The sequence below is a fragment of the Metaplanococcus flavidus genome, assembly GCF_042675885.1.
Lineage (GTDB): Bacteria > Bacillota > Bacilli > Bacillales_A > Planococcaceae > Planococcus > Planococcus flavidus.
On the sequence record NZ_JBHTKI010000008.1, the window covers coordinates 34,033 to 55,277 of the forward strand.

19 protein-coding genes and 1 other RNA gene are annotated in these 21,245 nt (G+C 45.1%); 4 read left to right on the forward strand and 16 right to left on the reverse strand.

Translation table 11 applies throughout. The features are described 5' to 3' along the window. Window positions 1-2: 2 nt before the first annotated feature. Window positions 3-392, forward strand: coding sequence for a ribonuclease HI family protein (locus ACFQ1X_RS05165; protein WP_144836857.1), 390 nt, complete (start codon window positions 3-5; stop codon window positions 390-392). 106 nt (window positions 393-498) lie between these two features. Next, the gene (locus ACFQ1X_RS05170; protein ID WP_144836860.1) at window positions 499-708 is read left to right on the forward strand and encodes a hypothetical protein; all 210 of its coding nucleotides are present in this window, start codon (window positions 499-501) and stop codon (window positions 706-708) included. Between the two features lie 112 nt (window positions 709-820). Here the strand turns inward: ACFQ1X_RS05170 and ACFQ1X_RS05175 are convergent, their stop codons facing one another. The 4 genes from ACFQ1X_RS05175 to ACFQ1X_RS05190 form a co-directional block, all read right to left on the reverse strand. Then, complete coding sequence (locus tag ACFQ1X_RS05175) at window positions 821-1,060, reverse strand: hypothetical protein (RefSeq protein WP_144836863.1); 240 nt, start codon at window positions 1,058-1,060, stop codon at window positions 821-823. 134 nt (window positions 1,061-1,194) lie between these two features. Beyond that, window positions 1,195-2,205: a S66 family peptidase gene (locus ACFQ1X_RS05180; RefSeq protein ID WP_144836866.1), complete on the reverse strand. Its 1,011-nt coding sequence runs from the start codon at window positions 2,203-2,205 to the stop codon at window positions 1,195-1,197. Between the two features lie 43 nt (window positions 2,206-2,248). After that, window positions 2,249-2,455: a hypothetical protein gene (locus ACFQ1X_RS05185; RefSeq protein ID WP_144836869.1), complete on the reverse strand. Its 207-nt coding sequence runs from the start codon at window positions 2,453-2,455 to the stop codon at window positions 2,249-2,251. Window positions 2,456-2,648: 193 nt separating this feature from the next. Next, a complete protein-coding gene (locus ACFQ1X_RS05190) occupies window positions 2,649-2,906 on the reverse strand; it encodes a hypothetical protein (protein ID WP_144836872.1) in 258 nt (85 codons plus the stop codon). A 566-nt stretch (window positions 2,907-3,472) separates the two neighbouring features. Here ACFQ1X_RS05190 and ACFQ1X_RS05195 point away from each other — a divergent pair. Beyond that, complete coding sequence (locus ACFQ1X_RS05195) at window positions 3,473-4,273, forward strand: TIGR00266 family protein (RefSeq protein ID WP_144836875.1); 801 nt, start codon at window positions 3,473-3,475, stop codon at window positions 4,271-4,273. A 55-nt stretch (window positions 4,274-4,328) separates the two neighbouring features. On the opposite strand, the gene ACFQ1X_RS05200 is transcribed toward ACFQ1X_RS05195, so the two are convergent. From ACFQ1X_RS05200 to ACFQ1X_RS05210, 3 genes are read right to left on the reverse strand one after another with little or no spacing between them, the layout of a single operon-like run. Next, complete coding sequence (locus ACFQ1X_RS05200) at window positions 4,329-4,538, reverse strand: hypothetical protein (RefSeq protein ID WP_144836878.1); 210 nt, start codon at window positions 4,536-4,538, stop codon at window positions 4,329-4,331. A 42-nt stretch (window positions 4,539-4,580) separates the two neighbouring features. Further along, complete coding sequence (locus ACFQ1X_RS05205) at window positions 4,581-5,300, reverse strand: SDR family NAD(P)-dependent oxidoreductase (protein WP_379081648.1); 720 nt, start codon at window positions 5,298-5,300, stop codon at window positions 4,581-4,583. A gap of 2 nt (window positions 5,301-5,302) precedes the next feature. Then, the gene (locus ACFQ1X_RS05210; protein WP_144836885.1) at window positions 5,303-6,874 is read right to left on the reverse strand and encodes an amidohydrolase; all 1,572 of its coding nucleotides are present in this window, start codon (window positions 6,872-6,874) and stop codon (window positions 5,303-5,305) included. A 178-nt stretch (window positions 6,875-7,052) separates the two neighbouring features. On the opposite strand from ACFQ1X_RS05210, the gene ACFQ1X_RS05215 reads away from it, so the two are divergent. Continuing rightward, window positions 7,053-8,351, forward strand: a complete 1,299-nt coding sequence (locus tag ACFQ1X_RS05215; protein ID WP_144836888.1) for a hemolysin family protein — start codon at window positions 7,053-7,055, stop codon at window positions 8,349-8,351. A gap of 81 nt (window positions 8,352-8,432) precedes the next feature. Here ACFQ1X_RS05215 and ACFQ1X_RS05220 read toward each other — a convergent pair whose 3' ends face one another. The 9 genes from ACFQ1X_RS05220 to ACFQ1X_RS05260 form a co-directional block, all read right to left on the reverse strand. After that, window positions 8,433-9,365, reverse strand: coding sequence for a sulfurtransferase (locus ACFQ1X_RS05220; protein ID WP_144836892.1), 933 nt, complete (start codon window positions 9,363-9,365; stop codon window positions 8,433-8,435). A 3-nt stretch (window positions 9,366-9,368) separates the two neighbouring features. Then, a complete protein-coding gene (locus tag ACFQ1X_RS05225) occupies window positions 9,369-12,953 on the reverse strand; it encodes a dynamin family protein (protein WP_144836895.1) in 3,585 nt (1,194 codons plus the stop codon). A gap of 520 nt (window positions 12,954-13,473) precedes the next feature. Then, window positions 13,474-14,232, reverse strand: coding sequence for an SDR family NAD(P)-dependent oxidoreductase (locus ACFQ1X_RS05230; RefSeq protein ID WP_144836898.1), 759 nt, complete (start codon window positions 14,230-14,232; stop codon window positions 13,474-13,476). Window positions 14,233-14,360: 128 nt separating this feature from the next. After that, window positions 14,361-15,863, reverse strand: coding sequence for a carboxypeptidase M32 (locus ACFQ1X_RS05235; RefSeq protein ID WP_144836901.1), 1,503 nt, complete (start codon window positions 15,861-15,863; stop codon window positions 14,361-14,363). Window positions 15,864-15,916: 53 nt separating this feature from the next. Further along, window positions 15,917-17,824: an ATP-dependent DNA helicase gene (locus ACFQ1X_RS05240; RefSeq protein ID WP_144836904.1), complete on the reverse strand. Its 1,908-nt coding sequence runs from the start codon at window positions 17,822-17,824 to the stop codon at window positions 15,917-15,919. A 53-nt stretch (window positions 17,825-17,877) separates the two neighbouring features. Continuing rightward, a complete protein-coding gene (locus ACFQ1X_RS05245) occupies window positions 17,878-19,011 on the reverse strand; it encodes a THUMP domain-containing class I SAM-dependent RNA methyltransferase (RefSeq protein ID WP_144836907.1) in 1,134 nt (377 codons plus the stop codon). 180 nt (window positions 19,012-19,191) lie between these two features. Beyond that, window positions 19,192-19,572, reverse strand: an RNA gene (gene rnpB / locus ACFQ1X_RS05250) — RNase P RNA component class B. A gap of 48 nt (window positions 19,573-19,620) precedes the next feature. Further along, on the reverse strand, window positions 19,621-19,914 hold the full coding sequence (gene gpsB, locus ACFQ1X_RS05255; protein WP_144837623.1) for a cell division regulator GpsB: 294 nt from the start codon (window positions 19,912-19,914) through the stop codon (window positions 19,621-19,623). A gap of 74 nt (window positions 19,915-19,988) precedes the next feature. After that, window positions 19,989-21,239, reverse strand: a complete 1,251-nt coding sequence (locus ACFQ1X_RS05260; RefSeq protein WP_144836910.1) for a ribonuclease H-like domain-containing protein — start codon at window positions 21,237-21,239, stop codon at window positions 19,989-19,991. Window positions 21,240-21,245: the final 6 nt, after the last annotated feature.

Sequence of the window (21,245 nt, forward strand, 5' to 3'; positions counted from 1 at the left end):
AAATGCTTGAAGTATTCATCGACGCCGCCACTGCAGGCTCCCCAAAAGTCAGTGCAGTCGGCATTTTTATCCGTGGCGAAGGCCATTTGATCAAACAGAATGAATTTGTCGGAGAAATGGATAATCATGTGGCGGAGTTTACAGCATTGGTAAAAGGACTGCAGCTTGCGGCAGAGTTGACCACGGAAATGGTGTCCATAAAATCGGATTCCCAAGTGGTCGTCGATGCGTTTGAAAGGGAATTCATCAAAAACCCGAAGTACAAACCGCTGCTTGAGGAAGCCTTAATATTGTCGAAGTCGTTCTCCCATTGCTTTATTAAATGGATTCCGGATTCCCAGAACCGTGCCGCACATGATTTGGCAGGTACTGCCCTTCGCTCGAATATATGAAATATTATATATTTATTGCAAAAAATACTATATTTCTTTATTCAATCGCCAAGATGGCAGCATTTTCTGATAAGATAAAGGGAGTATAAGCTATTGGAGGAAAATCATGAGAACTAAATTGGGCACTGCACTTGATATTTTTATCCTCGTCATCGGACCTTGGATTATTTTCACCAGAATTGGCGATATCATAGACAATGGGCCTTCGGTATATCCGATTATTTCTATTGTAATCGTTACGGTGGCAGTCATTTTCGCGATTTATAATCTGTATACGCTATTCAGCGGCAGACAGCAGGACAACCATAAAAAGTAGACGAAAAGCAGGCTCCCCCATGGAGCCTGCTTTTTAGGCTGTCAAGAAACCCTCTCGACAGCCTGAAAAGCGGACGGCGAGTATGCCGTCCGCTTAATTTGATATCAATGATTTACTTGAAAGTTTCATCATTTCTTGGGCCTTCGAGGGCTGTATCTTCTGCGGTGCCGGTTTTTCTGGAATGCTGCAGTATGAAATAGATACCGGCTGTACCCGTCATTATTGAGGGCACGGATCCGAAAACCAGATAAATCCATTGATCGGTGAACATCGTAAGGATCATGAAAATCATGGGAAATCCGAGTAATAAAAATAATGATACAAATAAGGCAACCATCGTTGAATTCCTCATCCAGCACCTGCTTTCCGGATTACAAACCAGTAACTAATTCACTTTTCAAACTTTCCCACCAGCTTTTGTTCTATAGTTTCTTTCTGCAATAATCATGGTCATAGGAATTGAAAATACAAAGGATTCGTATTATTTCATACGAAACGCTGGGTGACTTTCCCTTTGCCGTCCTGAAATTCCACTTCTGCATAAGCCCCGTTAACAAAAATAATCTGCGGAGGCATATGGCCACAATCCACATCATAGAGGACCGGAATGCCAAGCTCTTTTTCCAGCTCCCGATACATTTTGTCTGCTGTATAATTTTCAGTAGGATGATTTGCCGGGCTTCTGCCAAATAGGATTCCGGAACAATTATCAAACCATCCGGCATATTTCATCTGTATTAACGAACGCTTCAAATCCGCGACCGACATTTCACAGTTTTCCAGATACCAGATAACGGGTTCTCCGGGAATATGTTTTTCCCTGAAAGCCGCGATATTTCCATAAGGAGTTCCTGCAATATGGTGGATCACATCCACGCATCCCCCTAGCAATCGGCCGCTGAAATTCAGTTTAGCCGCTGAAACTGTCTTCCATTCGGTTCTCTCTGTCAGATGAAAGACGTGCGGTGAAGGATTATCATGTTCCCATCTTTTTTGGAAGAAATCGGATGAAAATTGCACTATTTCCCCTCCGCTTGCAGTGCTGAGAACCTCGATCCATTTTGCCGTCGTTTCGTCAGTCTCCGGACCACGCAAGTCGATGATATTGGTACCGTGAGCAGTAGCAATCCCCGTATTCAATGTTATAGCGAGAAGCAGAAGACTGACATCCGAATAACCCAGTACCCATTTCGGTTCCATTTCATTGAAATTCAAATGTTCAAGAATTTCAATCAGCAGTTCTCCGCCCCACGGGGGTATAATGGCATCTATATCAGAGTCCTCCATCATGTCCATAAATTCTTTTGCTCTTTCGTCAGCTGGCGCAGATTTTGCATCATGCTGCGTCCATGCCGTATTCCCGATTTTTACGTCATACCCTTTTTCCTTTTGGCGGCTGATCGTCTGCTCCAATAAGTGGTGAAGCTCTTTTTCAACACCTGAAGATGGGGCAGTCACTCCTATCGTCCTCAACTTGCCGGCTGGATAACGGATCATTCAAAATCCCCCTCTTTTGACTGTCTGTTGTAATAAATACGTTTCAGCTGAATGTCAAAAGGGCTATAAGCATTCCGCAAAGAATGATTCCACCCAATACAAACAAAAAAATATGCATCAGAAAGTCAAGAAATTTACTGCCTTCTCGGTCAAGCGGTCTGGCATCCAAATTCGATACGCCATAGGATAGACCGGTCTCTTTATAATGCTTTGTTTTCCGGAATTCCTTTCTGCTTCGCCTAGGCTCCATAAAACTCCTCCTTATTCAGTATATGTATATTAACTATGCGATTATATTCATTATACTAAACTTATTTTGATATGAAAGACCTATATTCTAAAAATTCTAAAAAATTGATCATAAACTTGATATAAGTGAGCAAAAAGGTTATTAAACCACATTTTCCCAATAAAAAAGAATCCCAAAAACGGGATTCTTAAACTTATGCTTCCATTTGTTGAGACGCTTTAATACTTTTTACTCCCAAAAATGCCTGGAAAATTCCCGCTATGGTACATATAATTATTGCCGCGTACCCAAGCCCAGTAATCGGCTGCAGCATTAACGTTCTGACGACAATCAGCAACAGCATCGCTGCAAGGGCAAAATTCACGATGTAAGGCCGGTCATAAAATTTCTTTAGAGCGTATGCAGCAAAGATTGCTGTTGCTATTATTGCCAAAGATAAAAAGGTCCCCATTTCTTCACTTCTCCCATATAAAGATTTTCTTAAATCTTACCATGTTTTCGGAACATTCGATATAGTCTATGGCAGGCATTGATTAGATGAGTGAAACTATTACTATATATGTTGAACTAATAGACATATAGTAGTCGATATTCCGCAAAACAGCTTCGCTTGCCTGGGGCTCGCGCTGAGCTAACTCGGTCTCGTTTCACTTCGCCCGAGTGGATCTCAGCACTTCGCTTGGCCCCCTGGGCGTCTTCGCTGTTTTGCTCCATATCTTGGCATCTGCGCCGGCGAGTTTCAGGACTGGGCGGAGCAGAGTGGTCTTCTCGGCTTGTGGTGGGAGCCAAGGTGTGTCATACGAAGATAGTGCCTCCTTTGCGACGAGCTTACGCAGGAGCATAATCTTGGCTCTTTCCAAAGCACTGAAGCAATATAAATATAACTGGTTCTTTAATTTATAATATATAGCACCTTCAAACAGTGAAACGATACTCCAAGTGAAAAATAATCGTTCATTTCCACCAATTTTACAGCTATAGTAGAAAGAGAACCAAAATATACAGAGGAGGTATGGGATGAATAATCATGAAATCGATTTTAAATTGTACGGGGACGATATGCAATTTGTTGAAGTGGAACTGGATCCGGATGAAACAGTCATAGCGGAAGCGGGTTCGTTGATGATGATGGAAGATGGCATTGTCATGGACACTATTTTCGGAGATGGTTCTGAAAGCAGCAACAACAGCGGAATGATGGGCAAATTGCTTGGTGCCGGCAAAAGGATCATAACCGGTGAAAGCCTTTTTATGACTGCTTTCACTAATCAAGCAAGTGGAAAACGCACCGTGTCATTTGCTTCTCCTTACCCCGGGAAAATAGTACCCCTGGATTTAAGCAGACTTGGCGGCAAAATCATTTGCCAGAAAGATGCTTTTTTGGCAGCAGCCAAAGGCGTATCAATCGGTGTTGAATTTCAACGGAAACTTGGCACCGGCTTTTTTGGCGGCGAAGGCTTTATCATGCAAAAACTTGAAGGCGATGGCATGTCTTTTATCCACGCCGGCGGCACATTGTCCCGCAAAAATCTGCAAAAAGGCGAGGTACTGCGAGTTGATACCGGATGCCTCGTCGCGATGACGTCCGATGTGGAATACAATATCGAGACGGTGTCGGGTGTCAAGACAGCTCTTTTCGGAGGAGAAGGACTCTTTTTAGCAACCTTGCGCGGTCCCGGCAGCGTTTGGGTGCAATCGTTGCCGTTCAGCCGTCTTGCCAGTAAAGTATTCGCCGCTGCCCCACAAAATCCGGCCGGCCGCTCGAAAGGCGAAGGAAGCGCAGCCGGAGGATTGTTCGACCTTCTAGGCGGTAAATAGCACCAAAATAAAAACGTCTCCTGCAGCCTGGAACTGGCTAGTGGAGACGTTTTTCCTAATTTTTCTGCTCTTTCATAACTTCGACTGCTTTATTGTATTTATCAAAGTCGAACTCGAGGCTGTTCGGTTTGTAAAAATAGAGAATCGATTCTTTCTCCCCATGTGCCAGTAAATGGGTCACAACAGCTTTCGGACTTTTCATATTCACACCAGCATGATCGGCATCTGCCAGAAGAGCCAGAATGTTCGACGGTATTGAATTCATTATCGTTCCCCCTTCATCGATAATTTCGGCATGCCGGACGTTTTAATCGAAGTCCCTGATGTCGAGGATAGTATCGAGTGCCCCGAAATCTTCTCTTTCAAAAAGGCGCACCAGTTTTTGGGCCGTTTCTTCAGGTGTACTGAGCAAACCCTGTTTTTTATATTCTTTGAAGTTCTCAATTAACGGAAATTCAGATTCAGAGCTCTCTCTGATTTCACCTTGCATATCAGTATCAATGATTCCCGGTGCAATGGACAATACTTTTACATCTCCATATTCCTTCTGCACACAAACGCTGAAATGATCCAGCCCCGCTTTTCCGGCGCAATAAGCACTCCAGCCTTCATAAGCTTTCCGCCCAGCCCCCGAAGAAATATTGAGAATTATTTTTTTGGAATCCAGCTTATCGGCTTCCCTGATAAAGGCACCGCTTAAAACCATCGGAGCCGTCAGATTCAACGCAATGCTTTGGCTGATGTCAGCTGCATCGTTATTGCCCGAAAAGCCGATTGGCGTTACAGTTCCGGCGTTATTGATCAGTGTGACAGAATCACAGCTTGCAGGAATATGAGTGAAAATTTCCTGCATTAAATCCGGAATGCGCAGAGTGTCCAATAAATCAAAAGGGATTAATTTGGTCCCCGGCCAATTTACCGGCTGCGACCGGGCAATCCCAATAACTGTGTGACCTTTATCCGTGAGTACTTTGGTAAGGGCAAGGCCGATTCCTTTCGATGCCCCGGTTACGATATAAGCATCCATCGTCAATTGCTCCTCTCGAACATAATTTCCCCGGCTACAACTGTCAGTTCGACCTGTGCTTCGAGCAATTGTTCTTCATGTCCATCAAACAGGTCCCGGTCAAAAACAGTGAAATCCGCATCAAAATCCTCTGCTATCAGCCCTCTGGAATCTTCTTTGCAGATTGCTGCTGCGCTGCCGCTTGTATAAAGTTGAATCGCTTTGAAACGGCTTAACTTTTCTTCCGGCATATAGCCTTCATGCGCCTCATATGGCTTACGGCGGGTCACTGCGGCATAGATGCCCTCTTTCGGGTCCACTTCCTCTATTGGCGCGTCAGAACCTCCTGCACAAATCAATCCGCGATCCAATAATTTTTTCCATGTATAAGACCATTCGAGGCGTTCTTCTCCGAGGCGTTCAACGACCCAGGGAAAATCCGATGTAACAAAGCTAGGCTGAATATCGAGAACGACATTCAATTTCTCCATCCGCTCAACAAGATCTTCACGGAGCACCATACTGTGAATCAATCGATCACGTTTGCCTTGTGGCACAGGATGAGTTTCAATTGCATCCAACGCTTTCTCCATCCCAAGATCACCGATGACGTGGATGGCAATCGCTTCTCCGTGTTTGCGGGCTACAGAAACCAGTCGTTGCAGTTCTTCATCGGAGTGAATCGCCACCCCATCTGTGGAAGGATCATCGTTATAAGGCTTGCTGAGCAAAGCCGTGCGGCCGCCGATGGAGCCATCCGCAAATATTTTTATTGGGCCCGGATCCACAAACGGCTCCAGGTAGCTTGCGTTTTCCATCATTTCCTCAAAAGCACTGTGAGCCCGCAGCAAATGTGCCCGGAACTTTGTTTCTCTTCCCAAAACATTTTTAAATGCCTGCAACGGTTTTGAATAATGGCCATAATAGCCCATGTCTTCTGTGTGTGCACCTGTAAGACCGAGCGACAGCAGATCATCGACTGAAGTTTGCAGTGCCTTCGTCAAATAATCCACACTCACTTCCGGCACTTCGTTCGCAACCAGCTCCTGCGCCGCATCCAACAAATAACCGGTGGGTTCACCGTCGGCGTCGCGTACAATCAGTCCGCCTTCGGGGTCGGGCGTATCTTTCGTAATGCCAGCCAGAGCCAAAGCACTTGAGTTTGCCAGTATTGCATGTCGGCAGACACGCTTCAACAGCATCGGCGATATCGAAATCTCATCCAGTTCAAGTTTATGGAATATCTTGCGGTCAGGAAAATTGTTTTCATTCCATCCTTCTCCGATAAACCATTGATCATCCGCGAGACCATCTGTAGACTTTATTAATTGTTGTTTCATATCATCTGAAGAATCAATTTTCGAAAGATCGACCCGCAATAATTTTTCCCCATGGCCGATCATGTGCATATGGCTGTCGACGAACCCGGGATAAAGCACTTTTCCTTTCAGATCGATTTCCTGATCAGCTCTTTCTTTTAATTCCCCATAGGAACCTGTTGCTTCTATCTTTCCGTCAGAAACAAGAACAGCTTCCACTGTCTCTCCCTCTGCCGTCATTGTATAAATTTTTCCACCGTGCCACAAAGTATTCAAATGATCACTCCTCTTCTCTCATTCATAATAAGTTGAAATCTCAATATATTCAATAATTCCTGCAATAAAATTCAAAAATCCCTGTCAGACCCTTCGCAGCATTATGATATACCGGTATATGTTATAATTGTTCCATATTTGGAAAGCAGAGGTGAACCTCCTTAAAAAGGAGGATTAATTGGACAGTTTACTTATCTTAAATTTATGTATTATGGCGCTCTTAATAGCGCTGACAGCTTTTTTTGTGGCAGCCGAATTTTCGATTATAAAAGTTCGCATTTCACGCGTCGATCAATTGATTTCAGAAGGCAATAGAAACGCAGTGACCACCCAAAAAATTCTAGATCACCTGGATTATTATCTTTCAGTCTGCCAATTGGGCATCACGATATCCGCCCTCGGACTCGGTTGGTTGGGCGAGCCGGCAGTTGAACGGATGCTGCGGCCGTTGTTCGAAATGGCAAACCTTACCGAACCGGTCATCACAATTCTGTCATTTGGTGTGGCTTTCGCCGTTATAGCCTTTCTCCATGTCGTACTCGGTGAAATGACACCGAAGTCAATGGCCATTCAGAACGCTGAAAGCATTGCAATGAAAATTGCAAAGCCGCTTTATTTTTCCGGCATGCTTATGAAACCTGCCATCCGTTTGATGACCGGCGCTTCAAAAGGTTTACTGCGGATTGGCGGCATCAGTAATGTCGGTTACGACCAGGCACATTCTGAAGAAGACCTGAAAATCATCATGACACAAAGCTATAATAGCGGTGAAATCAATCAGACAGAGCTTTCCTATCTCCAGAACATTTTTTCATTCGATGAAAGAATGGCAAAAGATATCATGATTCCCAGAACGCAAATGGAGACCATCTCGCTGGAAATGGATCATGACGACCTTATGGAAATAGTAAAAGAGCATCAATACACACGCTACCCGGTCACTGAACAAGGAGATAAAGATGATATTGTCGGTTTTATCAATGTCAAAGAAATGCTGACAAATTATACGCAAGAAATGGACTTGAAAAAAAGTGTCGTTATTCATAATATCCCCTTCCTGCACGATATGGCGCCAATACAGGATGTTTTGGTGAAGATGCAGAAAGAGCATATCCATATGGCCATTGTTGTTGATGAGTACGGCGGTACAGCTGGTGTTATCACGATGGAAGATATTCTTGAGGAAATCGTCGGGGAAATCCGCGATGAATTTGATGAAGACGAAACCGATGAAATTAAAACTATCGATCCGCACAATTACCTCCTGAGTGGGCGGGTGTTATTGTCCGACCTCGAAGAACGCTTTGCGCTGAATTTCTATGACAGCGAAGACGTCGACACCATCGGCGGCTGGGTACAAATGATGAACACTGAAATTGTCGAAGGCGGTTCAGTGGAACTTCCCGGCCACACGATCACTGTAAAGGAAATGGAAAACCATCAGATTATCCAATTGCTTCTGGAAAAGCATGAATAACTTAAATTCACCATTAATAAAGACGGTGTATCGGAGAAAATCCGATACACCGTCTTTATTTTACTTCGACAGATTTCTAATTCATTGCTTGTCCTGCAGCAAAGATTTCTCGTATTCGTACTTCTTCATCAACATCTCACCGCTATAGCCTTCTTCGATGAGCTTGGCAAGAATTGCCCGAGTATCATCATCTGAAGCTTCCGGATGTTTGCCGCGGTCGATTTCCACTTCGTTTTCTGCATCCGTGATCCAATCAGAATAGCCTCCTGTATAAAGCCGGATCGAGTCGTGGTCCTTCTCGGCCAGCATCGCATAAAGTGGAGCAGCTGTAACGCCGCTGCCGCAATAAACAACAACAGGCTCATGCGCTTGGGCCACTGCGGAAAAATCCGTTTCGGTATCAAATTTACCGCCTTTTACAAGCTGGCTCCAGTCAAAGTTATGGGCTCCGGGAATTCTGCCTGCCACAGGGTCGATTGGCTCTTCAATACCGGCATAGCGTTCAGGTGATCTTGCATCAAGAAGAATTCCAAGTTCTTCACCCTTAATGATGTTTTTCACATATTGACGGTCAGCATAAATGCTGCTGTTGAAATCCGGCACAAATTCAGAAGGTTTGAATTGCGGCACTTGTTCAGTCACATCAGCGCCTTTTTCTTTCAATTCCCGGAATCCGCTTTTGCTGATATAGACATTTTCAAATCCGCAATACTTCAATAGCCACCATGCTCTGGCGGCATATGGTGCGCCACCCTGGTCGTAAATTACTACATTGTCGTCAGCAGAAAGTCCGCTTGCACGTACAAGCTCCTCCAATTGGCGGTGGGAAGGCATCGGATGGCGGCCTTCAGGAGACGCCATATCACTCAAATCCTTTTCGAGATCCCAGTAGATTGCCCCTTTTATATGTTCCTGGTCGTAAAGGTGTTTGCCTGATTCAGGTTTTCCTAGCTCATACCGGGTATCGATCCACCGATAATTTTCTGTATCCAAAGTTTCGATAAACACTTTCATTTCCTACACCCTTTCGCTGATCAGATTTGAATATATCTCTTTCCACTGTGCAAGCTTTTCTTCCTGCTGCAAAAGTGTGCGTTCCGAATCAATTTGATCGGTCCCTTGCCGGATAATATGCTGCCTCAGTCCTTCGGCTTCCTGCTCAATCCAGAATTCCGCCCACTGCGCTAATTTCTGTTTTTCGATTTCCAGATACGCATTGGCATCCGGCTCCATCAATGCCTGCAATGCATCACGCAATTTTTCTTTTTCATTTTTCTCGAAAAAGCTTTTATTGTTTCGGTAGTATGATTTTACTGATGAATAATCTTTGCCCGTGAACGCCTTATCCGGTTCAAGCAATGCTGCCTCTTCGATTTCATAAGGAGTGAATGAAAAATCCGGATTTTGCGTGCGGAGTTTTTCCGTATCATCCCTGAACCGGGCGACCAATGATTTTTCAATCTGCTGTGCCAGCCGGAAATTTGTCACCCGAATTTCCTGTTCAAAATCGAATGCGGTCATTTCGATAATTTCATGCAGCGCGGTTTTCAGTGCTTGCTGCGCAGAGTTGCCGGCAAACAACGATGGATTGAAAGCTTCCTTGAAAAAATCATTGAACCGGTAGAATACCCGTTGGTTGACGTAATACAATAACTCGTTCAATTCCTGCGACGTCTCTTTGATCATCACCGGTGCGGCAGATTCTGCAAATTGCCTGCGCAGGTGCTGTTCGAGAATTCTCAGCTCTTCAAGCCGCTCATCTTTCCGTAACATATTGGCATCTGTATGCTCAATCAATGAACGGAAGCGTCCGACCGCTTTCTGTTCTTCCTCGGCAAGCGACTGGACCGCCATTCCTTTCAGCTCATCTTTCAGGAAATGCTGAAATGCCTCTTCGAATTCCAGCATGCCCGACTGCTGGCGGTCTTTCAATGCCTGCAGGCTTGAAACACCAAACAACCGTGGAAACCTGATGCCGAACTTCTGCAATTCTTCCTCTACATAGTTTTCGACGGCTTGCTGTTCTTCCTTGTTCTGAGCCAAATCGATGGCGTTGACAATAAAGAACATCTTATCCATTTCAAAAGCATCTTTGACACGGCCCAATTGAATCAGGAATTCCCGGTCAGCTCTGGCGAACGCATGATTATAATAGGTGATGAACAGGATGGCGTCGGCATTGCGGATATATTCAAATGCCACATTCGTATGGCGCGCGTTGATCGAATCCGCACCGGGAGTATCTACCAATGTTACGCCGCTGCGTGTCAGATCGCAATCATAATAAAAATCGATTTCATCAACGAAACAGCTGCGTTCTTCCTTGGCTACATATAAGCCGAACTGTTCACGGTCCGTCCGGATTGTTTCACCGAGCCGATCTTTGAAATCAGGGTAACCGGCACGGAAGGCATCAATGAATGATTTATGCACTTGCTGTTCAGTTCCGCCTGCTTCAGGCAAGCTTTCCGCCTTTTTATAGGCATCTTCCAAAGTTAGGATTTTCATATCGAAGACACCAAAGGAGTTGCGGACATCTTCTGTCATTTGCTGCATAGTTTTTACCCGCACATCCGCCGTTTCATGCGGATGTTGTTCTGAAACCGGACGAATTCGATTTATCGTCGCAGTCGTCGGATTCGGCGAAACCGGCAACACTGTTTCTCCCATCAACGCATTCGAAAAAGATGATTTTCCGGCACTGAAAGCGCCAAATAATGCAATCGTGAATTCCTGTCCTTCAAGTCTTGCGGCCTTGCGTTTCAAATATTGCGCGGTTTCCTCAAAACCCCTGATTGGTTCAATTGCAGCAGCTGTGGCGTTGGCGCGTTGCGAAACAGCCACTTCATCATGAAGTTCTGTTTCCATTGTCTGCTGAGATTCAAATTCCTCCTGGACATGGCCTTCTTCCTTTTCAGCAAGCATTGATGGATCAAATTCAATCATGTCTTCTGTCGATGCATGGAATTCCCCTCGCCATTCTTCGAGCAGCGCTTCAGCAGAAACTTTTTGGTTTGGCAGCATGGCCGTAAATGCACGCTTCACTTTATCAATCTTCCGGTCCATCTCTTCCAAAGTTTGGATTGCCAGCAATTTCTGGTTCAAGGTTTCGGCTTTCATGTCCATTTCCGTTCCCGCATCGTCAGGCAGAGATTCAAATTTTTCTTTTTGCCCATTCTTCCAGCTTTCCGTTTCTTTGATAAACCATCGCTGGATGGCTACACTCAAACTGTTCGCGAAATTCAAAACGGTGTCGCCTGTAATCAGCACACCTTTAGGCATTTGGTCTTCCACCACTGAAAACGGCGGTTTCAGTTCCATATCATCGATGGCCAATGAATCCCGGTCTGTCAGTAAAGCCGCATCTCTGAGCGCTGACTTCATCAATCTCTTCAGATGTACCGTAATCTGTGAAGGAATCACCGATTCAAGTTTTTCTTCAACATCCTGTCGGCGAGCGTCACGTTCCGCTTCGGTTTTCTTGCCACTGAACAGCATTCCCACTTTAAAATCAGGTTGCATCGCCTCCATATAGAGCGTCAGCGCATTGCGTAATTCATATGGCATGATGTTGGCATTTTCCAGCAGTTCTTTGCGATTCTTTTCAAAATCGCTTTTCCAGCTGTCGAAATCCTGTACCGAAAGCCGGCGTTCCATTTTATTGGTCTCCGCTTTGACATCTTCCCGCATTTCCCATTCTTCGGGACTGAGGACGTTCGAAAAAGCTTCAAGCCTTTCCATTTTTTCATCTTCCAAATAATTTAAATGTTCTTCTTTTAATTGGCCAAGCGCTGATTCTGCCGCTTTGCCCACATTTCCCTGCCATCCTTGCATGGATGAAGCGACCAGGCTTTTCACTGCTTCGAAATCATTGCCTTCCATTTCGAAATTGCGCAAAGATGTAAAGAAGATTCCTTTCGGTTCAACCCCCCAGGCAGCGAAAGAATTCCTTACAGACTTTTTAAAGTCCTCAAAATTCAATTCACTGTCCTGGTGTTTGTCGATTTGGTTGACGATCAAATAGAGATCGGTGTATTTCTGTAATTCTTTGGTAAAATTAAAATTCAATTCCGATTGCACGTGGTTATAATCCATCACATAAAAGACCATATCCGCGATGTGGAGCGCCGACTCGGTGGAAATCCGGTGGGCGTCATCTGTCGAATCCACACCTGGCGTATCCATGACGCTGACGCCTTCCGGCAGCACAGAGTCTTTGTGGCCGATATCGATTTGTGTCACATCACCGCTTTTGCAATACTCTTTGACGGCATCAAAATCGTAGTTCTCGGGAAAATATACAGGTTTCCCTTCCGTTTTATTGACGATTGCAAAGTCCGATTCGGCTTTATGCACATTGACGATATTGGCACTCGTCGGAATCGGGCTTGACGGCAAGAGGGTTTCTCCTGTCAAAGCATTGATCATGGATGATTTGCCGGATGAGAAATGGCCGGCAAAGCCGATGATAAATTGGTCTTTCAGGATTTTCTTCCCAAACAATTTCGCTTTCGCTGCACGATCGGTGTCTTCATTTTCATCAAAAATTTTGTGCAGGCGCGCTGTTTCAATTAATTCTTTATGATGTTCCAAAGCTGTCATATTCAGGAATCTCCTTCATCTTATACTCCTTTTATCATACCATTTATCGCGTTAAACGAAAAACATCCCCTCCATTATGGAGAGGATGTTTTTCGTTTATTGAGAAAGAAAAAATGCTAACCGATATTCCGCAAAACAGCTTCGCTTGCCTGGGGGCTTGCGCTGAGCTAACTCGGTCTCGTTACACTTCGTCCGAGTGGATCTCAGCACTTCGCTTGGTCCCCTGGGCGTCTTCGCTGTTTTGCTCCATATCTCAGCTCACTTTCAATAAAGGAATATACTTGAAAATCTTTTTCAAGAGACACCCTAATTATATATAGAACCAGAATGAAGCGTCAGGCGGTGAAGAACAAAGATAATGCTCCTGCATCGGTTTTCAGAGTAAAGGATCGAGGAGGCTCAGGCCGCTCACTGTGGAAAGCCACTGCCTAAAGCATAATGATTAGAGCAGTTGACAGTTTTCGACAGCCTGAACACATCCCCTCTAATATGAGAGGATGTTTAGAACCCCTTGAAATACTTACGAGAATCCGTGGATCGACATGCCGCCGTCGACGAACAGCGTCTGTCCCGTAATGTAGCTGGAAGCTTCGGATGCCAGGAAGACTACCGGCGTTGCGACTTCCGGCAATTCGCCGACACGCTTCATCGGTGTCACCGCAAGAATGGAATCCAAATATTCCTGGTCGCTCAATAATTTTTCCGTTAAAGGCGTTTTGAAATACCACGGCCCGATTGCATTGACGCGAATATTCTTTTCGCCCCATTCCAACGCCATGACGCGTGTCATCTGAATGATTGCCGCTTTGGAAGCCGCATAGATGACTCCTGTCTTCAAAGCGCGCTGCCCGCCGACTGAACTGATGTTGATGATTGAGCCGCCGCTCTGCATCTTTTTAGCCGCTTCCTGTGAAAACATGAAGACGCTTTGCGCATTCGTGTCCATGATTTTGTGCCATTCATCGTCCGTTGCATCAAGCAGTTTTGAACGGATGTTCATGCCCGCATTATTGACAAGAATATCAATTGCACCAAAACGCTCCATTGTTTTATCGACGACATTTTGAATCTGGCTGCGGTCGGTAATATCAGCTACTGTGTAATCCGTTCTGTCATTGCCGATGATTTCCTGGACCTGCTGAAGATCCGCTTCTGTGCGGGCTACAAGCATGACATTTGCTCCCGCCTCCGCCACTGCTCGCGCGATTGCCTGGCCAATGCCTTTTCCCGCTCCTGTTACGATAGCTGTTTTTCCTTCAAGACTGAATGATTTCAACATTTATATCCCCTCCGGCTCCTATTATAAGCGAAATTTCTCCTGAATGTACCGCCACTTTCAAAGGACAATAAATTCTTGGCATATAAAAAAGCCGTCCGGATTCAGTCCAGGACGGCTCTTCCATTGTTTTAAACTAATTGATAAACTTTTGAATACTTCTCTTCCAGATATTTCGCCAGATGGTCAGCGTTCAAGCCTTCACCTGTTGCGTCTTCCAGAATTTCAAGCGGTTTTTTCATGGAGCCGTGGCGATGAACTTTGTCGGTCATCCACTCCCGGATCGGCGCAACATTGCCTTCAGCCAGAAGTTCGTCGTAATTCGGCAGATCTTTCAGCATGGCATTCTTGAACTGTGCAGCATACATATAGCCGAGTGCATACGAAGGGAAGTAGCCAAAACTTGCTCCCGCCCAGTGAACATCCTGAAGCACGCCTTCTGCGTCATTGGAAGGACGGATTCCGAGATATTCCTCGTATTTATCATTCCACAGCTGCGGCAGATCCTTCACCTCGAAAGCTCCATTAAACAAGCCTTTTTCGAGTTCATAACGGATCATGATATGCAGTGCATAAGTCAGTTCATCCGCTTCGATTCGAATCAGGGACGGCTGGGATTCATTGATTGCGCGAATAAAATCCTGTTGCGGCACTGAGCCGAATTGTTCCGGGGAGTACGATTTCAACAGTTCGTAATTGTTTTCCCAGAACTTTTCGCTGCGGCCGACAAAATTCTCGAGAAACAGCGATTGGGATTCATGGATGCCCATTGAGGCTCCGCCTTCCACGAATGTGCCACTTAAGTCTTCACCGATATTCTGTTCGTACAGCGCATGGCCGCATTCGTGGATCGTTCCGAAAACCGCTGTGCGGAAATCTTTTTCGTCATACTTCGTAGTGATGCGGACGTCCTGGCGGTTGATGCCGATCATGAACGGGTGTACGGTTTCATCAAGGCGCCCCGCCTCGAAATCATAGCCCAGTTGTTCCAGGATTTTATTGCTGAATTCACGCTGTGCTTCTTTCGGAAACGGCTTGTAGAGAAAATCCGTATCCGGTTTGCTTGTTGAAGCGTTAATCTTCTGGACCAATGGAATGATGCGGTTGCGCAATTGGCCGAATACTTCATCAAGAATTTCTGTCGTCATGCCCGGTTCGTATTGATCCAGTAGCGTATTATAGGCACTGCCGTTTTTTTCGCCCCAGTAGCCAATCATCTTTTTGGTGGTAGCCACCATTTTTTCCAGGTAAGGCTCGAATAACGAGAAATCCGAAGTATCTTTTGCTGTTTCCCAAACAGATTCTGCTTTGGATTGCAAAATGACAAATTCCTTGTATTCTTCCGGTGGAATCTTTTTGCTGAGGTCGTATTGTTTCCGGGCTTCTTCCACAGAACGCAGCATCACCGGATCCAACTCCGCTTTTTTCTCTTCCAAAGCAGACAGCAGGCTGCCGAATTCATCCGAAGTTGACATAATAAAAATATCAGAAGAAATGGTTCCGATTGTTTCCGACCTTAAATCCACCCCTTTTTTGGGTGCGCCGGTTCGCAGATCCCAGTAGAGCAGTGAAGTTGCTTCATTATAAGCTTTCAGTTTTTTCATATGATCGGTAAATTGCTTTTCAATTGACATAAATATCCCCCTTTGAATGTTAGGTCTATTATATCACGAAAATATTCTTGTATTCAGACATTTTCTGCCGGTACCGGAAGAACCGCTTGCCACAGGTGCTCGAGGGATAATTCTTCTTCGTTCAGCAACAAGTGGATTTCGCCGTGGTCTTCAGAAGTCCGGATCAAACGGCCGATTCCCTGCTGAATGCGCAATTGCATGAACGGCAGGTCGATTTCTTCCAACGGATTCAGGCTGAACTTGCGTTTTGCCTCGAATACCGGATCCTGTGGAGGAAATGGCAGATCAACGATGATGACTTTTGTCAAAGCCTGTTTCGGAAGATCCAACCCTTCCCACAAATGGTAAGAACACAGCACTTGGAATTTTCCTTGCTGGAAGTCTTTGACCACCGTCGACAATTCGCGGTCTCCTTCAAATTCAATCTTATAGGAATGATCCATCGGCAATGAATGCTTGAAATTCTCCATATCCAGTTTCGATTTGAAAAGAATCAGCGTTTGTTCATTACTTGCCAGCAGATCAAAAGCACGCTGGAATTTCTGTTGCTGATCCAGTGGATGTTTGATGACTTTCATGACATCTTCATAATCAAATGGCGAAGGCACGGAAAATGACTGGTATTTATCGATTCCCAAGCTGTCGGCCAAATAACTGAAATCCTTCTGAATCGATAAGGTTGCCGATGAAAAGATGATCGGCACTTTGCCGTCAAACAGTTTTTCATCCAGAATATCCGTGACAAGACGTGGCATGATGACGAGTGTTTCCACTTCATCCTTCACTTCCAGCCATTGGACTGCGTCACCTTCTTCGGTAAATAATCCCATTGAAAAAATGTACTTCTCAAAAAATTCTTCGGCTAGCCGCAATTCGTATTCGGGAATTGTGAATAATTCACCGTCAAATACAAATTCTTCAAGCATTTCATTGATGTGTTTGATCAGGTGCTTGCCGAGTCCGATCAGATTCGGATCGCGGCTGATCGCTTTCCGGTCTTCAGTGCTCGGCACCAGATTGGTACGCAGCAAACGGAAGAATTCATTGTGCAGATCGATGGTCTGTTCAATCATATTCAAAGTCTTTTCACGGACTCCGTCTGCAAGAATGCTTTCGGTTACAGCATAGAGTGAACTTTCCTGCACTTCATAAGTCAACGCACGCTGCGCCGCAAACTCCAGTAAATGGCCTTCATCAAGGACAATTTGTGAAAATTCAGGGAGCAGAGGCGTTTGCCCTTCTCTGATACGGGTTTCTTTTGTCCACAAGTGCTCCATCAGGAAATCATGTGAACAAATGACCAGGTCCGTCGCTTCCCGGTAATGGTTGCGGTGAATGGTCTGACCGCATTTATTGCGCAGTTCACAGGCGGCACAATTCTGGATGGGATGATAATTGACCTGCTGCCATTGTTCATCAGTGATCTCCGGATAACTCGAGCGCTCGCCGTAGGGATAAGTGTTTTGCATCGAAAAGGTTTTGTTGACGAATTCCGGCAATCGGGATTCTATGTCGTCCAAAAAGTCCTCGCCGCTTCTTTTCTTGGCTCCTTCAAGCCGCTGCAGACATAAATATTGATCTCGGGATTTTGCCAGCCGAACATCCAGATTCAAGTCGAACAGATCATTCAGCCGGTCGATGTCACCGCCTTCTTTAACAAGCTGTTCGATTAAGGTTTCATCTGCACAGGAAATAAGCGCGGGTTTCCCGGTATAACGTGCATAGGCAATGGCTGGCAATAGATACGCCAATGTTTTTCCGGTTCCGACACCAGCTTCCGCGAACATCACCGATTTTTCTTTTAAGGCTTTCTCGATCTGAAAGGCCATAAAAATCTGTTCATCCCGCAAATCGTACCCTTTTTCAGGAAGTTCATCGTAAAAAATGTCCCCAATCCAGTCATTCAACGATTCAAAGAAAGTTTTATCCTTGGATAAAGGAAATGGTATAGGTTGTCTCATATATTCTCCTCACAGAGAAACGGAAGAGCCTGTGCCCTTCCGTTCCATCATTTTTATTTTTTCGACCGTTCTCCCCAAAACTGGAATAGATCCGTACGAATAAAGCCGTTGAATAATTTTCTTTTTTTCGTTGCAGGTTGCCCGTATAACGACTCGAATCTTGCCATCGAGGATAAAATATACACCGACCAGGTCAGGTGTTTCGAGAAGACGTTCCCCATATCTTTAATCATTTCTTCGATAACTTCTATCTCACCGATTCGCTCGCCATAAGGTGGGTTGCCGATGATGACACCGTTCTCTTCTGTGGTGGCAAAATCTTTCACTTGCCGTTGCTGGAATTGGATGATATCCCCAAACCCTGCTTCACGGGCATTCTGTTCTGCAATTTTCACCATGTTGTGGTCGATGTCCGTGCCCAAAATGTTGAGGGGCTGATCATAATTTTCCATCTCTTCCGCCTGTTCCCGTACTTCTTTCCAAATCGCCTCACCAATCCAAGGCCATTTTTCACTATCGAATTCACGGTTATAGCCCGGGGCAATGTTTTGACCGATCATTGCAGCCTCGATGACGATTGTACCCGAGCCGCAGAATGGATCAACGAATGGCCGGTCTGGTGTCCAGCGGGATAATTTCACCAGCGCTGCCGCCAATGTTTCTTTTAAAGGGGCTTCACCCTGGTCCAGCCGATAGCCGCGTTTATGAAGGCCTGCGCCGCTAGTATCAATCGATAATTGCACTTTATCTTTCAGGATGGATACTTCGATTTTGAAACGTGGGCCGGATTCATCCAGGAAAGAATTCCGGTGATAAGCTTTTTTCAACCGTTCGACTATCGCTTTTTTGACGATGGACTGGCAATTCGGCACTGAATGCAGCGTAGATTTCACTGATTTTCCTTGAACCGGAAATTCCGCATCAACCGGCAGAAATTTCTCCCATTCGATCGCTTTCGTCTTCTCGAATAATTCATCAAATGTGAAAGCGTCAAATTCGCCAGCAATGACTTTTATCCGGTCAGCTGTCCGCAGCCAGAGATTTGTTTTTGCGATATCCCGCTCGTCGCCTTCAAAGAAAACTTTTCCGTTTTCAGTTTGCGTTTCGTAGCCCATTTCTTTCACTTCACTGGCGACAATCGACTCAAGGCCCATCGCTGCAGTGGCGAGCAATTTATATGTAGCCATATTTACACCCTTTCCTGTTGCATGATGTTTCATAAATACTATATTTTCACTTAATCTATCAGCGTACTCTATTTTTAGCAGATGTGTTTAAAATCTGTATATCTACTTCCATCTATAATCATGAGAAAAGCTCTCCCAGGGGAGAGCCTTTTTACAATAACAATTTAAGACCATTGAAAATCCTATAAGCCATGTTTTGTTTTCCACGTACTCAAACGGCTCTCGCCTCGTACACTCGGAAGGCAATCATCTATCTGCAGGCTTAGCCTGCCTTTTCCTCAGTTCAATTCCTTCGGAAAAGTGCCCCTACCATAGTTTGGGTTTCTCACTCACGGGGTTTACCTCGTTCCACCTGCATAATTTCTTATACAGCTCCGTCACTGTGGCACTTTCAGGGTATTTCGACCATATCCGAAGACTTAGGTGTTCTACCCGCCGTCAACTGCAAAAGCAGTTGCCTTAGCTTATTGTTTCGCTAAGCGCGATCACTACGGCCATCTCAGGTCCGTGCGAGCATGGACTTTCCTCTCCGGCCTGAAGCCGGAGCGATTGCCAGAATTCCAATGGCTACATAAGTATACTGCATTTATCTTAAGAAAACAAAGGTATTTACTCGTTGTTCAGCTTATTGCCGAAAACATGGTTCTCCAAATGGGACAGTCTGCGAAGGATATCGAAGTTCGTAGTTCCGGGAGCCGGAGTCGCCTGTTTTCTCGGTGCATCTTCAATTTCAGCGCGCAAACGTTTGTTCTCATTCGTCAATTGGTCAATTTTCTTGCTGAAAATTTCATAATCCTGAATGATATCGTCCAGGAAATGATCGACTTCATCCTGGTTATAGCCTCGCATACCAATTTTAAAGTCTTTTTCTAAAATATCTTTAGCTGTAAATTTATTGTCCATTTTTAATCGTCCTTCCATTAAAGCCTGCTTAGGATTAGTATATCATAAGCCTAATTATTGTGTTTTAATTATTATCATAATTTCGGACGATTTTTTTGTATTTTCAATTCCAGCCTCGCCAGCCGTTTATCGATGTCCCGACTCATTGTTGGTCTGATTTGCAGATGCAGACTGGCTTCTTTTGCAAATCCGGCCATGATGAGCGCCTGGCCTAAATCTTTGATCTGATGTTCATATAATTTGGCCGCATGCAGCCACGCTTCCACTTCAACCGTCCCCCGCAAATTCGGGGCAGCTTCCTTAAAGAGCTTTAACGCCTCTTCATATTGCCCGTTGCGTTTGCGCTGAATCGCCAGAAAATAACGGGCCAAAGCAGAAGATGCGCCTCTTTCGGCTGTTACATGCTCAAAATATGCTGCACTCTGGTCAAATTGTTTCAGATCCGCATACCATTTCCCGATATTCGTATATGCTCCGAACGTTTCGGATTCGAGATCTTCCATCAGAAGGTCCGAAGAAATGACATAAAGCGAAACGAGCGACAGAATATCCAATTCATTATGATGGAGTACACCTTCAAGAGCCTCCGGGTAGCCGCTTTTAACTGCATCCAGATAAATGGCCGGTATCAGAAAACCCGGCACATCCCCTTCTCTCGTAAAACCAAGTTTTTCTGCTTCGATCGTACTCAGCTTCATCCTTGCCAGTTCATTTTTCCAGATTCGTTTCGTACCATGAAAAAGATCGATTTGCTTGAGGTTCTTCAGTTTAGGCAGAATGTTGCGGTGCATCGTCCATCGTGAAGTCAATTGTGGCCAATCAAAACTTTTCCCATTATAAGAGAAAATGATGGGATCCTCAGACCGCCAGAGATCCGTCTCGTAAAGAAAAGCGGCTTCATTGGCAGGGTCCGGCATAACATACTGTGTCATTTCGAAACCATCAGCAGATCGCTCAAGAAGACCGGCTAAAAAAATATAGGCGCCCGTGCCACTCAACCCGGTCGTTTCCGTATCAAAAAAAATGATGCGCTCTTCCTTTTTCAACTTAAATGGGTGATCAAAATCAACCTCTTCCCACGCTTCCAGTACTCGATCCAATTCACTCAAAGCTGTGTTTCCGTGTCGGGTCTCCAGAGGGTAGGCAATTGTTTTCTTAAAGACAAAACCCAATTCGTTCTCCACCAGCTCAAGGCCGATTTCATTCCAACGACTGTCGTGCAGGGGTCTTCGCTTTCCTTGTTTAGGGATTTTCCGTTTGGTCGCGGCTCCTGCGTCTTTTTTCAGCAGCCCTTTCATCTGAAGCAATTTGTTTTCAAACGACATCGGCTA